This window comes from Chryseobacterium paludis (assembly GCF_025403485.1).
Taxonomy (GTDB): Bacteria; Bacteroidota; Bacteroidia; order Flavobacteriales; family Weeksellaceae; genus Chryseobacterium; species Chryseobacterium paludis.
The window spans coordinates 1,554,055-1,577,439 of the sequence record NZ_CP099966.1; the positions used below are offsets into that span (position 1 = coordinate 1,554,055).

Annotated in this window: 18 protein-coding genes; 5 read left to right on the forward strand and 13 right to left on the reverse strand. The window is 34.1% G+C overall.

The features are described 5' to 3' along the window. Positions 1-75 precede the first annotated feature (75 nt). Both NG806_RS22980 and NG806_RS06825 read left to right on the forward strand, forming a co-directional pair. A complete protein-coding gene (locus NG806_RS22980; RefSeq protein ID WP_315941760.1) occupies positions 76-531 on the forward strand; it encodes a hypothetical protein in 456 nt (151 codons plus the stop codon). A gap of 1 nt (position 532) precedes the next feature. Continuing rightward, complete coding sequence (locus tag NG806_RS06825; RefSeq protein ID WP_261512457.1) at positions 533-853, forward strand: hypothetical protein; 321 nt, start codon at positions 533-535, stop codon at positions 851-853. 251 nt (positions 854-1,104) lie between these two features. Here NG806_RS06825 and NG806_RS06830 read toward each other — a convergent pair whose 3' ends face one another. Further along, positions 1,105-1,464, reverse strand: coding sequence for a helix-turn-helix transcriptional regulator (locus tag NG806_RS06830; protein ID WP_261512458.1), 360 nt, complete (start codon positions 1,462-1,464; stop codon positions 1,105-1,107). A 288-nt stretch (positions 1,465-1,752) separates the two neighbouring features. Here NG806_RS06830 and NG806_RS06835 point away from each other — a divergent pair, with 288 nt between their 5' ends. After that, entirely contained in the window at positions 1,753-2,199 is a 447-nt protein-coding gene (locus tag NG806_RS06835) for a KTSC domain-containing protein (RefSeq protein WP_214824148.1), read from the forward strand. Positions 2,200-2,515: 316 nt separating this feature from the next. Here NG806_RS06835 and NG806_RS06840 read toward each other — a convergent pair whose 3' ends face one another. From NG806_RS06840 to NG806_RS06855, 4 genes are all read right to left on the reverse strand, one after another. Next, positions 2,516-5,701 carry an efflux RND transporter permease subunit gene (locus tag NG806_RS06840; protein ID WP_214824146.1) on the reverse strand — a complete coding sequence of 1,062 codons (3,186 nt, stop codon included), beginning with the start codon at positions 5,699-5,701 and terminating at the stop codon, positions 2,516-2,518. Positions 5,702-5,707: 6 nt separating this feature from the next. Then, complete coding sequence (locus NG806_RS06845) at positions 5,708-6,769, reverse strand: efflux RND transporter periplasmic adaptor subunit (RefSeq protein WP_214824143.1); 1,062 nt, start codon at positions 6,767-6,769, stop codon at positions 5,708-5,710. A gap of 5 nt (positions 6,770-6,774) precedes the next feature. Further along, complete coding sequence (locus NG806_RS06850) at positions 6,775-8,127, reverse strand: TolC family protein (RefSeq protein ID WP_214824140.1); 1,353 nt, start codon at positions 8,125-8,127, stop codon at positions 6,775-6,777. 96 nt (positions 8,128-8,223) lie between these two features. Then, positions 8,224-8,817, reverse strand: a complete 594-nt coding sequence (locus NG806_RS06855; RefSeq protein ID WP_214824138.1) for a TetR/AcrR family transcriptional regulator — start codon at positions 8,815-8,817, stop codon at positions 8,224-8,226. Between the two features lie 181 nt (positions 8,818-8,998). On the opposite strand from NG806_RS06855, the gene NG806_RS06860 reads away from it, so the two are divergent. Next, positions 8,999-13,027 carry a DUF7948 domain-containing protein gene (locus tag NG806_RS06860; protein ID WP_261512461.1) on the forward strand — a complete coding sequence of 1,343 codons (4,029 nt, stop codon included), beginning with the start codon at positions 8,999-9,001 and terminating at the stop codon, positions 13,025-13,027. A 37-nt stretch (positions 13,028-13,064) separates the two neighbouring features. On the opposite strand, the gene NG806_RS06865 is transcribed toward NG806_RS06860, so the two are convergent. The 8 genes from NG806_RS06865 to recQ all read right to left on the reverse strand — a co-directional run bounded on the left by NG806_RS06865 (position 13,065) and on the right by recQ (position 22,256). Further along, positions 13,065-13,889, reverse strand: a complete 825-nt coding sequence (locus tag NG806_RS06865) for a CvfB family protein (protein ID WP_214824132.1) — start codon at positions 13,887-13,889, stop codon at positions 13,065-13,067. 289 nt (positions 13,890-14,178) lie between these two features. Further along, entirely contained in the window at positions 14,179-15,012 is an 834-nt protein-coding gene (locus tag NG806_RS06870; RefSeq protein ID WP_261512462.1) for a DUF4476 domain-containing protein, read from the reverse strand. A 136-nt stretch (positions 15,013-15,148) separates the two neighbouring features. Next, the gene (gene lpdA, locus NG806_RS06875) at positions 15,149-16,552 is read right to left on the reverse strand and encodes a dihydrolipoyl dehydrogenase (protein WP_214824126.1); all 1,404 of its coding nucleotides are present in this window, start codon (positions 16,550-16,552) and stop codon (positions 15,149-15,151) included. 122 nt (positions 16,553-16,674) lie between these two features. Beyond that, a complete protein-coding gene (locus tag NG806_RS06880; RefSeq protein ID WP_214824124.1) occupies positions 16,675-17,025 on the reverse strand; it encodes a hypothetical protein in 351 nt (116 codons plus the stop codon). 59 nt (positions 17,026-17,084) lie between these two features. After that, positions 17,085-17,732 carry a DUF2306 domain-containing protein gene (locus NG806_RS06885; RefSeq protein ID WP_214824121.1) on the reverse strand — a complete coding sequence of 216 codons (648 nt, stop codon included), beginning with the start codon at positions 17,730-17,732 and terminating at the stop codon, positions 17,085-17,087. Between the two features lie 64 nt (positions 17,733-17,796). After that, entirely contained in the window at positions 17,797-18,906 is a 1,110-nt protein-coding gene (locus NG806_RS06890; protein WP_261512463.1) for a helix-turn-helix domain-containing protein, read from the reverse strand. Between the two features lie 10 nt (positions 18,907-18,916). Further along, positions 18,917-19,999, reverse strand: coding sequence for a glycosyltransferase (locus NG806_RS06895; RefSeq protein WP_261512465.1), 1,083 nt, complete (start codon positions 19,997-19,999; stop codon positions 18,917-18,919). A 52-nt stretch (positions 20,000-20,051) separates the two neighbouring features. Further along, positions 20,052-22,256 carry a DNA helicase RecQ gene (gene recQ, locus NG806_RS06900; RefSeq protein WP_214824116.1) on the reverse strand — a complete coding sequence of 735 codons (2,205 nt, stop codon included), beginning with the start codon at positions 22,254-22,256 and terminating at the stop codon, positions 20,052-20,054. 161 nt (positions 22,257-22,417) lie between these two features. Between recQ and NG806_RS06905 the strand changes: the two genes are divergently transcribed. Continuing rightward, positions 22,418-23,377 carry a KpsF/GutQ family sugar-phosphate isomerase gene (locus NG806_RS06905; RefSeq protein ID WP_214824114.1) on the forward strand — a complete coding sequence of 320 codons (960 nt, stop codon included), beginning with the start codon at positions 22,418-22,420 and terminating at the stop codon, positions 23,375-23,377. Positions 23,378-23,385 lie beyond the last annotated feature (8 nt).

Here is a 23,385-nt window from a genome sequence, read left to right on the forward strand (position 1 = left end):
GAAATTGAAACTGAAAAATTAAAGACAATAGTCTCTGCTCTTTTAACAGACACATTTTATACTATTTTACTTGGTTTGGACGGTTCTGCTAGTATTGGAAGTTCACAAGAGACTTTTAAAATCTATGATGAAGAAGAAAACTTGATTTCAGAATGCGGAGATTTAGAGGGCTATGCCTATGAGTATTTTCATGAAAATGGATTAGAAACTGAACATTCAAAATGCGATTTTATAGCTCAAATCCATTTTAAAAAAGAAAGAGACGGAGGAAGAAATCAGTATGTAAAGAGTGACTATAGATCACAATTAGTTTTTAATTTTGATGATTTTCAAACTTCTCATCGTCAAATTTATATTGGAACAAATTATGCTTTTCCTGGGGATTTGGTAAATGCAGAAATCGATATTTTATCCCAGGAATATTTTCACAGAAAATTAAAAGCAGGTATGGGGTTTAAGTTTTATGAGGGACCTCAGTTAATAGGCACAGGCAGGATTATTAAGATTATAAATTCCAAACTACAGAAATAACATGAAGTACTCATTTGTTTTAATTTTAATTTCGATATCATTATTTGGTCAGTCAAGAAATGAAATACAAAATCAAATAAAATTTAGAAACTATAGCCATTTAGATAGTATTGATGTTTATTCAAATGATTATCCAACCAAACTTATTGAAGGTTCTGGATTCATAAGAAATAAAAAGAATAAAAATATTGGTTCAATAGGTTACTCCATTCAAGTAACAAAAGATAAAAATAACAAGATCATTCGCGTTTTAAAATCTGAATCTGATTACTATGATAAATACCATAAAAATCCTCAAAAAAGTATAACCAGTGAAATCTGAGTTTATTTTGATGATTTTCAACAACCTGATTTAGCAAAATATACATCTGAAATTTTCATATCCGATTCATTAGTAAAAACCGAAACCAAACTCTTTGATTTAAAGGAAAACAATAATGATGCACCCGGATTTAAAACCATTAAAGACCTATTAGAAAAAATGAAAAATGAAAAATTCTTGGAATTATAAAAGAAAAGCATCCCATTGGAATGCTTTTTTGTAAATTTTATTTAAATAAATTTTTCTCTGAATTATTCACCCTTTAATTTCTTAACTTCTTCTCTCAACAAGCCAATATAATCCTGCAAATTTTTAATAATCTCTATACTTAACTCATTATTAAAAGTATGGATATTCGACCCTGAAGCCGGACTATCATTAAACGTAGCATTACTATTATTAATTATTACTGTAGCTTCATCTTCCTCATAGATCTCCTCAACCGGCACTTCAAGAAAATTAGCAATCTTATCCCATTCCTCATGTATTATTTTCACATCTCCGCCTTCCTTTCTACAGTAATTGGATACATCGGTAGCAATTACATCAGCAATTTGCTGTTGAGTATATCCTTTTTTCTTCCTTAGAACACGTAATTTTTCTTTTTGCATAATCTGCTTTTTTACAAATATAAAAAAAATAAGACTTTGTTTCCTTAAATGCCTCTAAGTCATATTTAAAAACAATTTATTCCCAATTGTATTTTATCATTTTATAGCACAAAAGGAGATCAAATAAATTAATATTGAACAAGTTATGCTTTTTAAATTTTAATTACCTAATTTTGCACCCCGAAATAAGGATTCATATGATGACCTCTTCACTAACAGTATTACATAAATAAATGCTGACGAAGATAGCGATTAGATAGAACCTTAAAAATCAGTAAATATTTAGTTATGAAAAGAGTTGGTGAACACAGAAAGCTTCTTGGGGTTGATAAAACAGTTACTTTAAAAGAGTTAAAGACGATTTATAGAAATACGATGAAAGATTCACATCCTGATAAATTCATCAATGACGAAGCCGGGAAACTGGAAGCAGAAGAAAAAAGCAAATCTGTGATCGAAGCTTACCATTTTTTGGTGAGTATCAACCCGGAAACACAGGAAAAATACAAAGAAGAATACACGGAAACGATTACAAAATCTATTATTCAGGATTTCTATTTTGAAAAGCAGATTTTAAAAGTTCAGCATTTGAATGGCAAAATGTATGAATATATTGGGGTTCCAAGAAATACCTATATTAAAATGGTTAATGCTGATTCACCAAGCCGCTTTGCAAGAAGACACATCTATGGAAGTTTTATTTATAGAAAGTCTGGTGAAGTAATGGCAGATTAATCTTTTCTGTAAAAGATAATGAAGGCTTTCAGTTTGTTCTGGAAGCCTTTTTTGTTATGGAAAAAATGAGATCTTTAAGTTTTGGCTAAATTGTTTATGCTTATTGATAAGCGGGTTAAAACCTGCTCCTATTGATTGACTTTTTCTTTAGCAGATTGAGCAGATGACGCAGATTTTCATCTAGATTTCGACCCACTTTGTCATTCCGTAGGAATCTAAACTTATACCTCAAGTCATAAAACTATTCAATAAAGAATCCAAACAAAAAACCGTATCAAAAATTGATACGGTTTCTAGGTTAATTAAGGTTGTTATATTAATCTAAATGTTTCGGAGTGTATCCGTCTTCACTTAGTTCTTTATGTACATAATCAGCTTTCATTTCAGCATCGTAGTCAGTTTTCTTATGTTGACCCATTCTACGAAGAATTGAATCAAATAAAGAGTATACTACCGGTACGATAATCAAGGTAAGGAATAGAGACGATGTCAAACCACCGATAACTACCCACGCCAGACCTTTATTAAATTCTGCTCCTGCTCCACTAGCCAATGCAATTGGCAACATCCCGAAGATCATCGCGATTGTTGTCATAAGGATCGGACGAAGACGGGCATGGTTAGCCTGAACCAATGCATCGTGTGTATTTGATCCTGCTGCTTTTCTGGCATTCGTAAAGTCGACAATCAAGATCGCATTCTTTGCTACCAGACCAATCAACATGATCATCCCTAGCATCGTAAAGATGTTCAGTGAATTCGCAGTTAAGGCAAGGATTACCATTACCCCGATCATCGCCAATGGAATTGAGAACAATACCACAAACGGATAAACGAAACTATCATACAATGAAACCATTACCAGGTAAACCAATACGATAGCCGCTAATAAAGCAATACCTAACGTACCGAAACCTTCCTGCTGGTTTTCCATATCACCACTCCAGATGTAATCTACCCCGATCGGTTTTTTATCGCTCTTCATGAATTGGTCTGCCCATTCATTGGCAACGTCACCCACTGGTCTACCTACTGCTTTTGCTCTTACTTTTACGGAAGGAGATTTATCTCTACGTTCAAGTAAGCTTGGTCCAGAACCCATTTTTACTTCTGCAAACTGGCTCAAACGAACCTGTTCTCCTTTAGGATTTGTAAACATCAGGTTTTTAACGTCATCGATAGACTGTCTGTTGGCATCTCCGAAACGGATATTAATATCATATTCGTATTCTCCGGCTCTGAATTTCCCATCTGTATTTCCGTTAAATGCAGTCTGCATTGTCTGTCCTACACTTTGAAGATTCAAGCCTAAAGAAGCCATTTTATCTCTGTCGATGTTCACCTGTACTTCAGGGTTACCGGTATCTGTTGATAATTCAGCATCCACCGCTCCAGGAACTTTTTTCAAGAGTTCTAGAATTCTTGTAGCCTCTTTTACTGCTGTAGCATTATCCGGAGCTGTTACTACCATTTCGATCGGTGCATTTTCAGCTCCCAGGATACCAATTGGCGCAGTTTTAAATTCAACTCCTGTAAATTTCTCTTCTAAAGCTCTTTTTACTTTAGCCGCTTTAATGTTGGTACTTTCAGCACGCTCAGATTTATCGGTAAGGTTTACCTGAACTTCAGATTGGTAGGTTGTAGCCTGAGCTCCACCAAAACCTGTTGACTGCTGACCTACTGTTGTAATCAAATCAACAACATCTTTATCGTTTCTTAAATATTTCTCAACATCTAATGTTAACTGGTTGGTCTTTTCAACCGTTGCATCTTTTGACAATTCCATTTGAACCAAGAACTGACCACGGTCAATTGGAGGGAAGAATTCACCACCGATAAAACCAAATGCTACCAACATGAATGAAGAGATCAGAATAATAAAAGTGATCACCACTGTTGATATTCTTCTTAATGTTGATTTCAGACACCATTCAAGAATTCCAGTGATCCAGTGTGTGAATTTATCAATCAACCCTTCAAACCAAAGGATGAATTTCTCGAACCAGTTTTTACCTGTTAAATGTTCCAGCTTACCAAATCTTGATGATAACCAAGGAATGATCGTAAATGAAGCCAACAATGATAATAAGGTGGCAATAACTACCGTGACGCAAAACTGCCCCAGGATATTTGCTACCAGACCTGAACTCATCGCAATCGGAAGGAATACCACCACAATTACCAATGTAATCGCCGCAACGGTAAATCCAATTTCCGAAGCTCCGTCATATGCAGCCCTGATCTTACTTTTACCCATCTCCATGTGACGGTAAATGTTTTCCAGTACCACGATCGCATCATCCACAAGGATACCTACCACAAGAGAAAGTCCAAGTAAACTCATCAAGTTCAAAGTATACCCCATCAGGTTCATTCCAATGAAAGCAGCAATTAATGAAGCCGGAATGGAAACCATTACAATGAAGGCATTTCTAATACTGTGAAGGAATAATAACATCACCACTGCCACAAGAATAATCGCTAAGAATAAGTCGAAAATTACGTGGTTGGCAGATTCAAGGGTAAAGTCTGTAGTATCATTTACTACTTTTACTTTTATTCCCTGAACTTTATAGGCTGCTTCTACTGTTGCAATCGTTTTCTGAACACTTTCAGATACGGCAACCGCATTGGCATCCGATTGTTTTTTAACCTGCATTAAGATCGTAGGAAACTGATTGAACCTTGCTACTTTTTCAACATCTTTCTGAGAGTCAAAAACCGTTGCAATATCAGATAAACGAACCTGAGCTCCATCTTTATTAGAAACCACAAGGTTGTTCATTTCCTGGGTTGACTTATATTTTCCTGATAATCTGATCGTAGATTTTGAAGTTCTCGTTTTCAAACTACCTGTAGGGAAATCTAAGTTTGATGAAAGAATAGCCTGTTGTACATCAGCAATGGAAAGTCCATACCCCTGTAACTTTTTCTCATCAAGGTTTACCTGAATTTCTCTTTCCTGTCCACCCACAAGATCAACTTGTGCCACACCATTTACACGAGAGAAAATAGGTTCTATTTTTTTATCTAAAAGGTCATAAAGCTCTTTATTGTTCAATTTATCAGATGAAATACTCATCGTGATAATTGGTAAATCATCCAAAGAGAATTTGTTCAGTGAAGGTGGATCTACATCATCCGGAAGATCTTTAAGAACTGCATTTACCTTACGCTGAGCATCATTCAAAGCATAATCTACATCCGCTCCATCGTTCAGCTGAACCATGATTACAGATAAACTTTCGTATGAAGAAGATTCTACTTTTTTTACGTTTTCCAAAGATCCAACGGCGTCCTCAATCTTCCGGGTAACGGAAGTTTCCACCTCTGCAGGAGAAGCTCCAGGATAGGTCGTAGAAATCGTTACCATATTGGTTTCGAACTTCGGAATCAATTCGTATCCCATGAGTGTATAACTCAGGATACCTCCCAATGTCAGAATTGTAAATAATACAATAACTAACGATGGTCTTTTAATCGATATTTCTGCTAACTTCATGGTCTACTACTTTACAATATTGATTTTTGACCCGTTATCCAAGTTGATCTGTCCACTGGTAATTACCTGTTGTCCATCAGTAAGACCAGATAATACCTGTACTTTATCTCCGTATACTTTTCCAATCGTTACTTTGATCAGTTTGGCAGTTCCGTTTTGAACAACAAATAACTGACCTGAACTTACTCCATTTACGAATGCTTCTGAAGGAACAGTTAACATATTTTGAGTTTCAGCTCCGTGATTGGTTTTAAATATGGCTGTAGCATACATACCTGCTTTCAGTTGTCCGTTATTTTGAATCTCAATTTCAACCGGGAAATTTAAAGAAGCATCACTCTTAGGAGCAATAAATGTAATTCTTCCACTGAAAGAACCTTCTGGTAAAACATTTACGTTAATTGGAACCTCCTGACCCAATTGAATTCTCCCAATCTGGCTTTCGTCCACTAATACAGAAAGTTTTAAGCTGTTGATATTAACAATTTCAAACATTGAATTTCCTATTGCAACAACACTTCCCGGTTCAACCATTTTTTTGTTAACGGTACCACTGATACCTGCACGGATGCTTGTATCATTTACTCTTACTCCCTGAGCTTTTACAGCAGCCTGCATATTTTTTAACTGTAATCTTGAGTTATCCAATTGTTGCTTGGTAACCCCACCAGTCTTGTATGCATTTTCATAACGTTGGTTATCTATAATGGCATTTTGTAAGTTGTTCTGAGCCTGTGTTACATCAACTTCGATAGCATCTCTTTTAATAGTTGCTAAAGTCTGACCAGCAGAAACTCTTGAACCTTCTTTTACCAAAACACTCACGATACGTCCGGCAATTTCAGAAGCCTGATTCATTTCCTGCTTTGGTAAAAAAGTACCGTTAGCAGAATAATCTGTATCTATATTTTCTCTTTTTACAGTAACAACATTCACATTGATCTTGTCAACCTGTTTTGCAACTTCTTTAACTTCCTGCGTCTGTTTTTCCTTGTTTCCTGCAATCTTATATGCCGCTAAACCTATAAGTACGGCTGCTACGATGATATATATTAAAGTTTTTTTCATTTTAGTTATGGGTTTTGTAGTGTGTTTAATTCTCCTTTAGCTTTAATTAATTTGATCTCAGCCTGCTTATAATCTAACAATGCATTTGAATAATTCTGTTTCGCTTCTGTTAAAGCATTTTCAGAATCCAAAACTTCTGTAAGCGTAGCCAAACCGTTCTGGTAATTGGATTGAGTATTTTTCTGTACTCTTTCTGCAAGGCCTACATTATCTTTCATGCTCTGGATATTAATGATTGAATTCTCCATATTGGAAATTGCATTTTTATAATCCAAACTTAAACTTAGCTGGGTATTCTGAATATCCTGATCTAAATCCTGAATATCAATTTCCGCCTGTTGGATCTTAGCTTTTGTAGCACCACCTGTGAAGATCGGAACATTTATATTCAATCCTATTGCAGAATAATCACTCCAAAGTACACCATTACTCAGACCATTGGTAAGAGGAAATTTCTTTCCTGTTGCAGCCCACGCATAGTTTGCCTGAAGACTTACAGTAGGATAAAGATAAGCTTCCGTCGCTTTCTTATTAAACACAAGAAGTTCTCTGTTTTTGTTCTTTACTTTCAGCTCTAAACGATCGTCCAGATTCACATTGCTCATAATAAGCTCAGGTCTTGGTTCAATCGTTTTTTCTTCAAGTTCGATTTTGGTATCAATAGGAACTCCCATATAAAACTTTAAAGCATTTTTTGAAAGTTCTACGGAATTGATCAGCTGCTGTCTGTTTGATCCAATATTAGTCAGCTGTACATTTGTACGGTCGAGATCAATAGATTTGGCCAATCCATTATCCAATAAGCTTTTGATCACATTTCTTACCCTTTCGGTGTTTGAATAACTTACTTCTACCGTTTTAAGGTTTTCTTCCTGTACAAAAACCTGATAATAAGCCGTCGCTACATTTTCAATGATCTGTTCATTGGTCAATTGAGCATTCAGGATGTAAAACTCTCTTGTTGATTTTGCAGCTTTAAGACCAGTAAAAACTCTTTGATCAAATAGGGCCTGCTGAACATTTATTCCTGCATTGGTGCTCCAAGGCTGTCCCAACTGAGCTGTTATCCTTTGTCCACCAAATTCCAGCAACGACTGCTGAATAATAGGATTATAGGTTAAGGCAGCAGTCCCAGTAACTTGAGGTAATGCCCCTGCTCTAGCTTCATCAATTTTGTATTCAGCTTTTTTGATCTGTAAAGCAGCTTTTTTGGCTTCTGCTTTATTTTGGAGCGCCTGCTTGATAGCTTCCTGTAGGGAAACCTGCTGTTGGGCAGACACTGATGAATAGCCGAAAATCATAAATGCTGCAGCTATCCCAATTTTTAGCTTGATTGCAGTTATACGTTTTCTTTTCATAATTTATTACTTCGTTTATTTTTTAATAGAATGTTGTTCTCAAAATACTTTATTCCTAAAGGACGTATCATATTTAAAAATACTTTAAGTTTTTAACTAATTTTTAAATAACATGTTAAGTATGATCTCTTTTCGCTCTGATATAATCTTATCAAATTCTTTATCACTTATCATTAGATTCTCCATTAAAAGAGGTCGTATGGCACTTGGAAAAACTAAGAGGGAAACCATATTTAATATAAACTGAATGGGTTTCATTCTTTCAATATTTCCCAATTCCATTTCCTTTTCAATATCTTCATACATCTTTTTCAAATCCTCCTCTTCAATATCTTTCTGGTGGCAGTTTCCTTTATTGATCTGTGAAACAATATATGTTTCCAGATAAGGATATTGTAAGCTTGTAGCCAAACTGCCTTCTATAAACTGGCTCATCTTTTCTTTAAATGGTAAAGAAGAGTTCTGAATAATCTTAGATTTCTCCTGTTCTACCTTCTGCGCTTCATTAAAAACGATCTGCATCAGATTATCTCTGGAACGGAAATAGTAATTAATAAGCGTTCTGTTTACCCCGGCTTCATCTGCAATCTCTTGCGTAGTAGCATCAAATTTCCCTTTCACAAAGAATAAATTCTTCGCGGTTTCTTTGATCAATTCTTGTGTTTGGTCTTTTTTTGCTTGGTTTGACATTTTTGTTAAACAAATTTGTGCAAATGTAAATCAAAATTTTTTTTTGACAAAATTGTTAAACAAAATAATTAAACAATTATTATGATTTACATCATGTTTTAAAACAAACAGTTAGAGATTAATGATTCTTAATCCCGATAAAGTGAGGTGTTTTTATATATTTGCCGAAAATTAATAATCGATGCGGAAAATTTTATTTCTTTTCTCTGTTTTATGTTGCACTTTTTTGTTTTCTCAAACTAAACCCACAAATGACACACCCTATTATTTTTACGAAAACAAAGGCCAGATCATTGATCAGAATGGAAAAGAAAATGCTGATGTAAAATATCTTTTTATATCAAATGGTCTCAATGTACAATTAAAGAAAAATGGATTTTCATATGATGTCTATCAGGTTGAAAAACTAAAAGAAGCCCCCTCCAAAGAAAAAAAACAAAATCTATCTGATGAAAAACTGGATAAATTAAAATATAAATACCACAGAATAGATATTGATTTAATTGGTTCCAATTCTAATGTTGAACTTATTTCTGATGAGCAATCTCCTGATTACGAAAATTTCTATAATATCCCCAACAGACCCAATGGAGTTCTGAAAGTTTATAGATTTAAAAAAATTACCTATAAAAATATATACAATAATATAGACCTGGTATTTTTTAAACCAAAAGATACTTTAAAACCAATAGAATATAATTTTATTGTAAGACCAGGTGGCAAAATATCTGATATTAAAATGAAGTTTAATGGTTGTAAAACTTCGTTGGACAATGGGAAAATAAATATGAAACTCCGCTTTGGTGATATGCAGGAGAATATTCCTCTTTCATGGTTGGTAGATGGTGATAAAAAACAAGATACTCATATAAAATTCATCCAAATCAAAAATAACACTTATGGATTTGAAGGAAAACAAGATCTATACAATAAAACATTAATAATTGATCCCGTTCCAACACCGCTATGGATTAAAAATTCACCAAATTGGGTTTGGCACGATAGTTCATACTGCCGCGTATTAGCAAACGCAAATCAAGAAGTTTATTCAAGTTTCACAACCATTGCAAGGTATAATGTTGCTACTAATACATATAATGTAATGGATTCTAATTCTCAAAACTATGGATATATTTCAAAATTTGATCCATTAGGAAATAAAATTTGGGGAGTATTTTTAGGAAATCATCATTTTGATTATAGTGGTGATGAAACAAATTTATTAAAAGATATCGCTATTAATAGCAATAATGAAATATATGCAGTTGGACATGCAAGAGACTCGACGAATGGTACAAATACTATAACGACACCAGGAGCTCATAAAGAACATTCATCATATGTAAATCCCATCTATTATGCTGAAAACGAGGATGCATTTATTATAAAATTCAATGATAGTGGGACTAAAATATGGGGCACTTATTTCGGAGGGGATAATGCAGATACTATAAATTCACTTGTGCTTGACTCTAGTGAGAATTTAATATTGGGAGGTTTTGCGGTAGGAAATAATGGAATCACAACCCCTAACGCTGCAGTTCCAACCAATTCTAATGTATATAATGGAATTTCATTTATTGCTAAATTTTCTCCTGCAGGCCAGCAAATTTATGGATCTTATTTTAATTTAAGAGATGGTATAAAAAAGATTGATCGTGATAATGCAAACAATATCTATTTAGCGGGAACTGTTTATAGAAATTATAATACGAGTGGACAGGCTACAGCTGGCACCCATCAACAAACTATAATTGGTGAAGCCAATACTTATCTGGCAAAGCTTGACAGCAATTTTCAATTTTTGTGGTCAACTTACTATGGTGGAAGAGATGGATATGGCATTCAAAGCAATTCAGATGAAGGAGTAACATCCGTAAGTGATTTAAAAATAGATAAGGACAATAATGTAATTCTGCTGGGTGAAACCACGGCACATGAAAAAATTTCAACTCCAGGAACCCACCAGACTCAATACAATGGATATGTTGGTAATGATATCTATTTGACAAAGTTCAATCCTACTGGAAATCAAATATGGGGAACTTATTTTGGTGCAACAACAGGTAACGCCGTAGATGATGATCAAGCATACGGCCTTTCTATAGATGACACCAATAATATATTATTTTGTGGCCGCACATTCAATAATATTCAAATAGCAACTCCAAATGGATTTTTGCCAACAAACAATGGGGGTTATAATGGGGGATTTTTCACCAAATTTAGTACAGTAGGTAATCAAATATGGGGATCTTATTTTTATGGTGAAATTAATTCTATTTATGCCAAAAGTAATAATATTTATACCCTTGGAGCTACTCAAACAAATAATAATTTTGCTAAATTTTATGATTGTAGTGTTGGAATTTCTGCTACATCAAACTCTCCGGTTTGTATCAATTCATCCATCCAATTAAATGCAACCGGCGGAACAACATTCAATTGGACAGGACCAAATGGATTTACTTCTAATCTGCAAAACCCAACAATTCCAAATGCTACAGTAGCCAATTCGGGAACGTACACCTGCCATATTTCTGGTTCACTAGGTTGCGATGGAACTTTTACTGCAAATGTAGTAGTTGGAGATAATATAGCACCAATTCCCAATATTGCAAACTTACCAGATATCACAGGAGATTGTCATACAACAATTTCTAATTTTCCTGCCGCAACAGATAATTGCGCTGGAGTTATCAATGCTACAACTACGGACCCACTTTCTTATTCGATTCCTGGAACATATGTCGTTCATTGGGCCTATAATGATGGTCATGGGAATACGGCAATACAAAATCAGAATGTAATTATCAGTTCCCCAGCTCTTCCTGTAACAACAAATCCAACACAAATATTTTGTGCAACAAATCAGCCCAAAGTTTCTGACCTCCAAATTACAGGTCAAAATATCAAATGGTATGATGTAACAGGAAACATTTTGCCTCCAACAACTCCACTTGTAACCGGGCAGACCTATTATGCATCACAAACCATTAATGGATGTGAAAGTAATAAAACAGCCATTCAGGTAACCGTAAATACGACTCCTAAACCAACAGCCAATACAGCTCAGGATTTTTGTGCCTCAATAAATCCAACCTTGACAAATCTAGTAGTTACAGGAACTTCCCTGGTATTTTATGATGGAGCAGGAAACATTCTACCACTTAGTACAACATTAATTCACGGACAAACTTATTTTGTAACACAAACTATAAATGGATGTGAATCTGAGAAACAAGCTATTGCAGTTACTTTATCGGTGAATAATGTTCCTGCTCAGGATCTCACAGCTGCGATATGCAATGACACAACAGGAGCTACAATGAGTATTAATCTTCATTCATATGAAGCCAATATCATTGCTAATCCAAACAATTATACTTTTGTTTATACGGACAGTACTGGAAATATTATTCCAAACCCATCCAGTTATATAATGAGCATCGGTTCCACCGTTATTCATGTAAAAGTATCTACCGCTGATGGATGTTTCACCGTGGTAAGATTGAGTTTAACATTAAATCCAAAACCGAAGATCAACTTTCCGGATCAGCTTGATTTTTGTCAGGGCAAGACTATAACTTTAGATGCAGGAGCCGGATTCACATCGTACCTTTGGAATACGGGAGCGACTACACAAACGATTGTGGTTTCAACTCCAGGAAATTATTCCGTGAAAGTGACTAATAGTTTCGGTTGTGAAAACATTGCCAGTACACAAGTCAGCTACTCTATTCTGGCAGAGATTGTTTCTGTAACCATTACCAATAATTCCGCAACAATACTTCTTTCAGCAACCGGAAACTATGAATATTCGTTAGATAATATCAACTGGCAGGATTCTAATGTATTTACCAATCTGAGTATGGGAGAATACATTGTTTATGTAAGAACGAAATCAGGATGTATCATTGGGCAAAAAAACTTTTCTATTTTTAATATTCCGAACATGATCACGCCTAATGGTGATGGCTTCAACGACAAATGGAGAATAAAAGGTCTGGAAAATTATACTGGAACTGAAATAGGAGTCTATGACAGAAAAGGCATCCCGGTATTTAAAGACATCATTAATAAAAAACCCTTTGAGTGGGATGGAAAATACAATTCAACTCCATTATCAACAGGAAATTATTGGTACCTAATAAAAGTATCAGACGGAAGGATATATAATGGATGGTTACTCATTAAAAACAGAGACTAAAATAAAAAACGAGCAGAAATTTCTGCTCGTTTTGTTTTTACAATAATCTAATTTTATCTTCTAAAATATCGATAATTTTATCTTTATAGAGTCCTCCAATCGCTTTCTTGAAGTTCTTTTTACTCATCTGGATCTCATCTTTGATCTCTTCAGGAGAGGACTTGTCTGATAAATGAAGAAGTCCATAATTTTCTTCAAGCTTGTTAAGTATCTTTTGTTTAAACTCATCAACGTTTTCAAATCCTTCAGGCTGTAAAGAAACATCTATCTTACCATCTTCACGGATTGTTTTGATATACCCTGTTTCTTCAGATAATGGATACAGTTTTTTGAAAACATCAGAAGCATAAATCAATCCGATATATTTTTTATTGATGATCACATTCCAGCCTATTTCGCTTTCATTCATCATGATCAAATCTACTTTATCGCCTTTTTGGAATGGCAGATTTTCATATTGAGGATTTCTTTTGAATTTTGTTGTCCCTGTAATCAGGTCCATATCTTCATCTACATAAAGATATACAAGATATCTCTTTGCTTCAATGATCTTGGATTTTTGCTGTTTGTAAGGAATAAATAAATCTTTAATAATTCCCCAATCCATAAAAGCTCCACTAGGAAGACTTTCTACACAGCTCATTACAGCAAACTCTCCCACTTCAGCCAATGGAATTTCGGTCGTTGCTTTTAATTTACCATCATCCTGATAAACAAAAACCTCAACCTCATCATCAATTTCTTTGTCTTCCTGAGTGAACACCTTAGGCAAAAAAGCTTTTTCACCAGATTCATCACTTAAGATCCATCCTGAATTATTTTTTTCTGAAATTTTTAAAGTCTGAGTTCTTCCGAGTTGCATTAATGATTGAATTAGTCTGCAAAGGTACGGAAATATAAAATTAATCATTAATAAATAATCATTGAAGATACATAAATCCATATTCTATAGAACCAAGAATAAGCCTATCACTCTTTAATTTCAAGCATCTCAATACAGGTTATGATTTAAAAATTGATAAAGAAAAAAAATTTTAAAAGAATTACTTTTGGAGTACAGTTTAATATGGCTCCTGTAAAATCATCTAAATTTTATGAGAAAATGAAAGTGATACAATAAAAAAAGAAGCACTAAGCTTCCCTTCCTTTTATCATGATTTTGTTATAAATTCCATCAATTCCCGTTTGCTGCTATCGAAATCAAAGGCATCATAAACCAAAAAATACTTGTTTTTATCTGCACAATTACGATACATAGATTTAGCCAGCGCCAATTTATTTTTGTCAAAACTTAAAGACTTTACCAGGTCTCTTATTTGCCGAGAAGAAAACATTGAATTACGCATTTGCTGATTGATCATACGAATTTTTCCATCATCAAATTTCTCATTGTCTTGCAACATTTCAAAAAACTGACTAAAAGTACGATCATCCATCGCATTTCCTGACTGATTCCAATTTCCTGATTGATTCCCATAAGGATCATTCCATACATCATTCCAATCATTAAAACCATAAGACTGGCTCTTGACAGGATATGAATCCAATAGATACAAGCCTTCATTCGTAAAAAAATCCAATACCAATCTGTTATTATTCCGAAGCATTAAAGTGGTTTTATAAATTAGAAAACCATTATCATAAATGGATATTGGCATTCTACCAGACTGCAAATCAAAAAAACGATATTTACCCGAACCATTAGAAATTGCCTGATCTCCTAATTCAACAGTAAAGTAACCCAATTCTGGAATTCTTAGAAAAACTTCGGCATAACCATAGTTTTGATTCCATTGATAATTTGGAGTCCTGAAACCATTATTTTGATTATTCTGATTCCTAAAACCTGAATTATTTTTGTTGCTGTTTTTATTATCGAAACCTTGTGTTCTTGCAGATTGCATTTCTGTCTTTGAAGCTTCATTTTTTAAGAGTTCACCTGCTTTTCCAGCTTCCTGAGCAAAAGAATAAATTCCGGCGAACAATACTAAATAAATATTTTTTTCATTTATTTTACTTTATAATGTGCATCTCTATTTCTATGCCAAAAAAAAGAGAAACCTAAAATAGGTTTCTCTTTTTTTATTTAAATCTTGAAATTTTTAATCTTTCAATAAAATATTAGATATGAATAGGTCTCTTACCTGTAGCATCCAATGCAGCTTCTTTGATCGCTTCTGCATATGTTGGGTGAGCGTGAGAACTTCTTGCAACATCTTCAGCACTTGCACGGAATTCCATTGCAATTACGCCTTCTGCAATTAAGTCAGCTGCTCTGGCTCCGATGATATGCATTCCTAAAATCTCGTCCGTTTTTTCATCAGCGATGATTTTAACCAATCCATCAACATCACCACTTGCACGGCTTCTTCCTAAAGCTCTCATTGGGAATGAACCAACTTTAATAGCAACACCTTCTTCTTTCAGTTGCTCTTCAGTTTTACCAACACCAGCAACTTCAGGCCATGTATAAACAACACCAGGAATTAAGTTATAGTTGATATGTGGCTTTTGACCTGCTAATATTTCAGCAACCAAAGTACCTTCCTCACTCGCTTTATGAGCAAGCATCGCTCCTTTGATCACATCTCCGATCGCGTAGATATTAGAAACATTAGTTTGTAAGTGATCGTTTGTTTTTACTCTTCCTCTTTCATCAAGCTCAACACCTGCTTTTTCAAGCCCAAGACCTTCTGTATAAGGCTTTCTTCCTACAGAAACTAAACAATAATCTCCTTCTACAACTACTTCTTCTCCTTTTTTATCTTTAGCGGTAACTTTTACAGTATCTCCATTTCTCTCCACTGCAGAAACAGCCGTAGAAAGCATAAACTTCATTCCTTGTTTCTTAAGAACTTTTGTCAATTCTTTACTTAATGCACCGTCCATTCCAGGAATGATCTTGTCCATAAACTCAACTACTGTTACCTGAGCTCCTAATCTTAAATATACGGAACCTAATTCAAGACCAATTACACCCCCTCCGATTACTACTAAATGCTTAGGGATTTCTTTAAGGGCCAACGCTTCTGTAGAAGTGATCACTCTTTCTTTATCAAGCGTAATGAAAGGAAGTGAAGACGGCTTAGAACCTGTTGCAATGATTGTATATTTTGATTCAATCGTTTCAGAAGAACCATCGTTTTTAGTTACTTTGATCTGAGTAGCAGATTCAAAACTTCCCAATCCTTCAAAAACAGTGATTTTATTTTTGTCCATCAAAAACTGGATTCCCTTAGTTGTCTGATCTACAACTTCGTTTTTACGCTCTATCATTCTTGCAATATCTGCCTGCGGCTCATTGATAATGATTCCGTGGCTCGCAAAATTATGTTTCGCATTTTCGAAATGTTCAGAACTATCTAAAAGTGCTTTTGAAGGAATACATCCAACGTTAAGACAAGTTCCGCCTAAAGTTGAATATTTTTCAATAATTGCTGTTTTGAAGCCTAATTGTGCAGCACGAATAGCAGCAACATAACCACCAGGACCAGAACCTATTACGGTAACATCGAATTGACTCATGTTATTTTATGAATTTGTTATTATTATCTATCTTAAGTCTCACAAATTTAATGATAAATTACCAAGCACCAAAGTGAGATTTATCAATTTTAAAATACCACCCGTTATCCATTTTCTGAAAGTTATAAATCAACATATACTTTCCCTTTTCCTATTGCTCCTGTATGCGAAAAATAAGACCCACCATAAAGATACCATTCCATGTTTTCAATATAATCTATGGCATTTTCAGGAGTAATTTTTTCAATATTTTTATCATTAATAATTCCTCGGTACCATCTTCCTGATCTGGAAAAAGATTCATATTCAACAAAATATTTAACCCATTTTCTTTTACATCTTCTGCATATTTCAATCGTTACTTCACCATATCTTCCATTGGTATGGTCCGTTCCCAATTCATAACTATCATAATCTTTATAGCTAATGGGTGGACTTTCGCATGTACAGTTGATTTTTGAGATCGGATTCATAGATTTAATCTTAGACTGGGAAGCAATATAGTAATTTATTTAAAATCGACAGGAGATTTTTACAAATGCTGTCTCTTATTTTTCCGGTAAATCTGTATGATAAAAAGTACCATCACAAAAGTCATCAATACGGAAGGGAGTATCTGACTATAAGGTTTGTAATCTGATAAAACTGTACCTATAAAAGCTGATAATAATCCACTTAATGCACTGATCATCTTACAGGAATGTTCATACATCCAAAGGTTACCATATTTGAATTTAGGAATCGAGTATCTTACTACATCATAGAAAATAACCAGAAATAAATATCCTACTGTTGAATAAATAACAACAGGACTCCAATAAAAACCAATAGATTTTAAATAATATAAAAAAAATAATGTGATGATCATTGCCAGTATCATTACTAACACATCCTGTAGGTATAAAGTATTGGTCTTTATTTTCACAATTCTTACTCCCGAATACGTATTGTAACCCGCCAAAACTGTGATCACGAGTAAAAATAAATTACGCTTGAAAACTACAACTCCTAAAATACCTGTAATAATGATCAAAACCATAAAGAATACAAACAAAACACCTGCTTTTTTATGAAATAGTGTTCCTTTCTTTTTAAGCAGAATAAGAAAACCGATAGAAAGCGCAATAGTCCCGCTTATAACATGAATGATAATATTGGTTAAATGAAAATTTGCGTCCATATATTTTTGAATGCAAAAATCATTAAAACACCTATCTTATTCGTCTTATTCTATAGATCAGGACCTAATTCGTTTGGGAAAATCTCTTATATTCAGAAGGTGTCATACCTGTTTCTTCTTTAAATATTTTATTGAAAGTTGATTTTGAATTAAAACCACATTCATAAGCAATACCCAGAATAGAATATCGGTTATATTCACGATTCTTCAGCCTACATTTTACTTCTTCTACCCGATACGCATTGACAAACTTATAAAAATTAGTATCCAATGTCTGATTGATGATTTGTGAAAGCTGATTTGTTGATAAACCCAATGAAGCGGATAAAACGGAAAGGCTGAGTTCTTCATTAAGATATGGTTTTTCATCAGCCATGTAGGCGAGTACATTTTGGGATAGTTCAACGAGTTTATCATCGGGCAAAGCAGTCTTTTCCTTATTCTCATTAGTGAAAGAAATATTCTGATTGATAACAATGCTTTGTCTTAAACTGAAAAACACAATATAGGATATATAGATTGCCTGTACTGCACCCACTATTTTAAAAATATGACTGATAGGAATTGCATTTAATTTTGTCCCAAATGATATAATCCCGATAACGATGAAAAAAAGAATAATAAGAGAAAGAATGATGTATTGCATCCAGTTTAAATTAATCTTCTCTAAAGTTGAATAATATTCAGGAAGGAGCTTTTGGTATTTTTTCAATGCTAAAAAACTGAAGATTATATATAGTATCGGAGCAACTGCCATCGGCAAAGTCAGTGCATTAATAAGCAGGTTGTTTCCCCGGGCACTAAAATAAGGGATGCCATCAATGAATACAATCTTTTCATAAAAGATGGAAACCATTATGAAAACAAAATTATAAACTATGAAAAACAGGGCATGTTTCAGAATGTATGTGAACCTAAATTGGATATTAAAAGTCATCGAAATCACATACAGATAGAGCATAGCTACACTGAGTACGGGCAGTGTAAACCCAAAACTCTGTAAACTTGCAGGAAGGAAATTGGAAAATGCATAATAACTCAGATTGGTTATGCAGACTAGTAACCATAAGATCAAATAATGATCATCATGCCTTTTCCGTTTTTTTGAAAGAAGAAGAAGTATACATAAAAGCGCTACTGCTATTCCTGAAAAAGAAACCCCTTCAATGATCATAACTATTAAATTACCTGTTCATAAGGTCTAACAGCACTTTCTCATATTTATCCAGGATAATATTCTTTGAAAATCTTGATTTAATAGAATTTTTAATAGCGTCTTTATCGTACGTTTTATGTAAAATACTCATGATCTTTTGAGAAAAATCTTCATGATTATCAATATCAGAAACTTCGCCATTAACCTGATGCTGGATGATCTCATTAATTCCTCCGGGACAATTATTAGCTAAAGCGTAAGTTCCACAAGCTCCGGCTTCCAACAGTACATTAGGAAAGCCTTCATATCTGGAAGAAAGTATAAAGAGATCTGCATATTTTAAATATTGATATGGATTTTCCTGCCTTCCATGAAAGAAAACATGTTTTAGTCCCAGAAAATCTTTCATCTGATGCAAGATCTCCCGATCTTTACCGTCACCTAAAATATGGAGTAAAATATTTTCGTTTTTTAATCTTGAAAAAACTTTCAACAGATTATCAAATCCTTTTCTGGAAGATAAATTTCCAATCGCTACAACATTCTTATAATTGTATTTGAAACATTCCGGTTTTTTAGAAATAGATAGCTTCTGATCAATAAAATCAAAATCTACAGGGTTATTTATTTTTACGATCTTATGAGTCTGTATATTGAAATTCTTCGTCAGATCCTTCATCATATCATCACTTTGTGCAATGATCTGCTGATAGTTATTATAAAATTTATAGAAAAACCTGATCTCTTTACGGGTAACATGCTCACTAACCACATTGGTTTCCCTGGCGATAAATTTAGTCCTTGGAAAAAGCTTTATAAATAAAGATAAATAGGCATTGACTTCTCCAAATCCAGAAAATACAATATCCGGTTTTCTTCGATAGATTTCCGAAAGAATAGGTTTTAATGAATGTCTGATTCTTTCCGTATTGATATCAATGATTTCAACATCTTTTTTGAGGAATTCAAGGTATCCACCCTGTTTACGCAAAAGCAAAATCTTAGGTTCAAAACGATCCCTTGAAAGATGATTTGCAATAGTGGTAATAATCCTTTCTGCGCCTCCGGTTTCTAAGTCCGGCAGAATAAATATAACAGAAATTTTTTTCATTATAATAAAAGAACCTTACCCATGATATCGGATAAGGTTCATATTTTTAAATTTAATTAGCGACGTCACTAATGAATTTTATCCTTAGCATTCTTACCTCTTCATCAGAAAGCTCATCTCCGAATTCATCCAAAAGTACTTTCATACTGTCACTCTCAGAGTCATTCATGAATTCCATGAAACCATCTACAATATCTTCATCAAAATTATCTTCAACATAATAATCGATATTCAGCTTTGTCCCTTGATAAACGATACTTTCCATTTCTTTTAACAATTCATTCATCGTTAAATTCTTGGCTCTTGCAATATCCTCAAGATCAATTTTTTTATCTGTACTCTGAATGATAAATACTTTATGGCTGGATTTATTGGCAACCTGCTTCAAAACCATATCCTGAGTACGCTCAATATTATTATCTTCGACGTAAGTTTTTATAAAATCTGCGAATTCCTTACCATATTTTTTTGCCTTTCCTTCACCTACTCCATAAATTTTAGCTATTTCTTCCAACGTGATCGGATATTGAATCGTCATGTCTTCCAAACTAGGATCCATGAATACCGTGTAAGGCGGAATTCCGTATTTTTTAGCTACCTTTTTTCTTAGTTCTTTTAGAAGTCCAAATAAATTCTTATCCATAGTACCTCCCGCTTCCATTTGAACCTGATCGCTCTCTGCTTTTGTTTGTGACAGATCAAATTCACGGTCTTCGGCGATTAAAAAGGCATGTTCTAATTTATTATCCAAAACCTGTAGCCCTTTTTCAGAAATCTTTAAAACACCATAAGTTTCAATATCCTTTTGTAAAAAGTTTTGAACAGTCGCCTGTCTTAGAATTGTTTTCCAGTAATTATCTTTTTCCTCCTTTCCGAAACCGAAATAAGAAGTTTGTTCTAATTTATAGGACTTTGTCACCGCATTTTCTTTTCCTACGATAACAGAGATCAGATCTTTAGATTTAAATTTTTCTCCGGTTTCTTTGATCAGCTCCAGAACCTTTTTCAAATCTTTCGTGGCATCTTTTAATTTTGGTGGATTCGATGCATTATCACACATTTTAGCTCCCTCACCGGTAACAGGATCGAAAATTTCCCCAAAATAATATAGAATATACTGTCTTCTGCTCATAGAAGTTTCAGCATAACCTACTACTTCATTTAAAAGCTGCAACCCGATCTCTCTTTCAGAAACAGGCTTCTGAGCCAGGAATTTCTCAAGCTTTTCAATGTCTTTAGGATCATAAAAAGCTAAACAATATCCTTCTCCACCATCTCTTCCCGCACGTCCTGTTTCCTGATAATAACTTTCCAAAGATTTTGGGAAATCATAGTGGATCACAAAACGGACATCCGGTTTATCAATACCCATTCCAAAAGCAATGGTAGCAACGATAACATCAGCATCTTCCATAAGGAACTTATCCTGATTAGCCACTCTTACCTTTTGATCCAAACCGGCATGATAAGGTAGTGCATTGATCCCATTCACCTGTAATAACTGGGCAAACTCTTCTACCTTTCTTCGGCTCAAACAGTATATAATCCCTGATTTACCTTTATGCTGATTAATAAATTTAACAATTTCCCGATCTACATTAACCTTCGGGCGAACCTCATAGAACAAATTGGCCCTGTTAAAACTTTCTTTAAATACCAATGCATTGATCATTCCCAAGGTTTTCTGGATGTCATCCTGAACTTTTGGGGTTGCCGTTGCGGTAAGTGCGATCACAGGAACATCTGCGATTTTATCAATAATTGTTTTTAAATTTCTGTATTCAGGCCTGAAATCATGCCCCCATTCTGAAATACAGTGTGCCTCATCAATAGCAAAGAAAGAAATTTTAACTTCCTTAAGGAAATCGAGATAATCTTCTTTAATTAATGATTCCGGAGCAACATAGAGTAATTTTGTTTTACCACTTTTAATATCATCAAAGACCTGTTTAGTCTGTGTTTTATTTAATGATGAATTTAAAACATGGGCTACTCCATCATCAGATGAAAGACCATTTACGGCATCTACCTGATTTTTCATTAAAGCTATTAAGGGAGAAACTACTATTGCCGTCCCTTCGGAAATAAGTGCCGGAAGTTGGTAACATAATGACTTACCTCCTCCTGTCGGCATTAAAACAAATATATCCTTCCCTTCTAACAGGTTTTCTATGATTTGTTCTTGTTGACCTTTAAAAGTAGAAAACCCGAAATACTTTTTCAATTCGCCTGATAAATTGGCTTTTTTTGCGCTCATCTAATTTTCTATTGCTAAATTTGCATCTAATCCAAAGTTATAAAATTTTTGCTTATAATAAAAGCGAACGAATTTATAAAAAATAAAATTTATATTAAATATTCTTTTTAAAGTATAAATTTATATCGGAAGAATTTTGTATACAAACTGTAAAGGTAAAAATGGAAAGAGATAATATCATTTCAATAGCAAAAAGTACATTAGAAATAGAAATTTCAGAACTTGAAAAATTAAAGAACAGAATAGATGATCAATTTGTAAAAGCAGTAGAGGTTATTCATTCTGCGAAAGGAAAATTAATCGTTGTAGGAATTGGAAAATCAGCTCACGTTGGAAATAAAATTGTGGCCACATTAAATTCTACAGGAACTCCTTCTCAGTTTTTACACGCCTCAGAAGCCATTCATGGAGACCTGGGAGTAATTCAAAAACAAGATGTTGTTTTATGTATCTCAAATTCTGGAAACTCTCCGGAAATTACCAATCTCGTTCCGTTTCTAAAAGATTATTCTTCTGCATTAATTGGAATGACTGGTAATAAAAAAAGTAAACTGGCAGAATTTTCTGATATTATTCTTGATACCCATGTTGATTTGGAAGCTTGTCCCAATAAACTCGCTCCCACAAGTTCCACTACCATTCAAATGGCTCTTGGAGATGCTTTGGCAATCTGCTTGATGGAACTTAATGATTTCAAAGAAAATGATTTTGCAAAATTCCATCCTGGTGGAAGCTTAGGGAAAAATTTAACCTCAAGAGTTGAACAGTTTCTTTCTTCACAAAAACCTCAGGTTACAGAAGATGCTCCTGTAAGAGATGTTATTATTTCAATCAGTGCATCAAGCCACGGAATCACTGTAGTTACCAACGACGAAGAAATTATCGGCGTGATCACAGATGGGGATTTAAGAAGAATGCTTCTGAAAGGTGAAGACGTTTCCAAGGTTTTGGCTAAAGATATCATGTCTGCTCATCCAAAAACAATCGAAAAAAATGTTTTAGCTAAAGAAGCTATGAAAGTTCTGAAAGAAAATAACATCGGACAACTTATCGTTACTGAGAATGGTAAGTATTTCGGAATTATAGATCTGCATAAACTGCTGGACGAAGGAATTAACTAAACTCAGAT

What these genes read in the sequence shown, in the direction of transcription:
- NG806_RS06825 (WP_261512457.1), top strand. Translation starts at nt 533, where the DNA reads ATGAAGTACTCATTTGTTTTAATTTTAATTTCGATATCATTATTTGGT.
- NG806_RS06830 (WP_261512458.1), bottom strand. Translation starts at nt 1,464, where the DNA reads ATGCAAAAAGAAAAATTACGTGTTCTAAGGAAGAAAAAAGGATATACT.
- NG806_RS06835 (WP_214824148.1), top strand. Translation starts at nt 1,753, where the DNA reads ATGAAAAGAGTTGGTGAACACAGAAAGCTTCTTGGGGTTGATAAAACA.
- NG806_RS06840 (WP_214824146.1), bottom strand. Translation starts at nt 5,701, where the DNA reads ATGAAGTTAGCAGAAATATCGATTAAAAGACCATCGTTAGTTATTGTA.
- NG806_RS06845 (WP_214824143.1), bottom strand. Translation starts at nt 6,769, where the DNA reads ATGAAAAAAACTTTAATATATATCATCGTAGCAGCCGTACTTATAGGT.
- NG806_RS06850 (WP_214824140.1), bottom strand. Translation starts at nt 8,127, where the DNA reads ATGAAAAGAAAACGTATAACTGCAATCAAGCTAAAAATTGGGATAGCT.
- NG806_RS06855 (WP_214824138.1), bottom strand. Translation starts at nt 8,817, where the DNA reads ATGTCAAACCAAGCAAAAAAAGACCAAACACAAGAATTGATCAAAGAA.
- NG806_RS06860 (WP_261512461.1), top strand. Translation starts at nt 8,999, where the DNA reads ATGCGGAAAATTTTATTTCTTTTCTCTGTTTTATGTTGCACTTTTTTG.
- NG806_RS06865 (WP_214824132.1), bottom strand. Translation starts at nt 13,889, where the DNA reads ATGCAACTCGGAAGAACTCAGACTTTAAAAATTTCAGAAAAAAATAAT.
- lpdA (WP_214824126.1), bottom strand. Translation starts at nt 16,552, where the DNA reads ATGAGTCAATTCGATGTTACCGTAATAGGTTCTGGTCCTGGTGGTTAT.
- NG806_RS06880 (WP_214824124.1), bottom strand. Translation starts at nt 17,025, where the DNA reads ATGAATCCGATCTCAAAAATCAACTGTACATGCGAAAGTCCACCCATT.
- NG806_RS06885 (WP_214824121.1), bottom strand. Translation starts at nt 17,732, where the DNA reads ATGGACGCAAATTTTCATTTAACCAATATTATCATTCATGTTATAAGC.
- NG806_RS06890 (WP_261512463.1), bottom strand. Translation starts at nt 18,906, where the DNA reads ATGATCATTGAAGGGGTTTCTTTTTCAGGAATAGCAGTAGCGCTTTTA.
- NG806_RS06895 (WP_261512465.1), bottom strand. Translation starts at nt 19,999, where the DNA reads ATGAAAAAAATTTCTGTTATATTTATTCTGCCGGACTTAGAAACCGGA.
- recQ (WP_214824116.1), bottom strand. Translation starts at nt 22,256, where the DNA reads ATGAGCGCAAAAAAAGCCAATTTATCAGGCGAATTGAAAAAGTATTTC.
- NG806_RS06905 (WP_214824114.1), top strand. Translation starts at nt 22,418, where the DNA reads ATGGAAAGAGATAATATCATTTCAATAGCAAAAAGTACATTAGAAATA.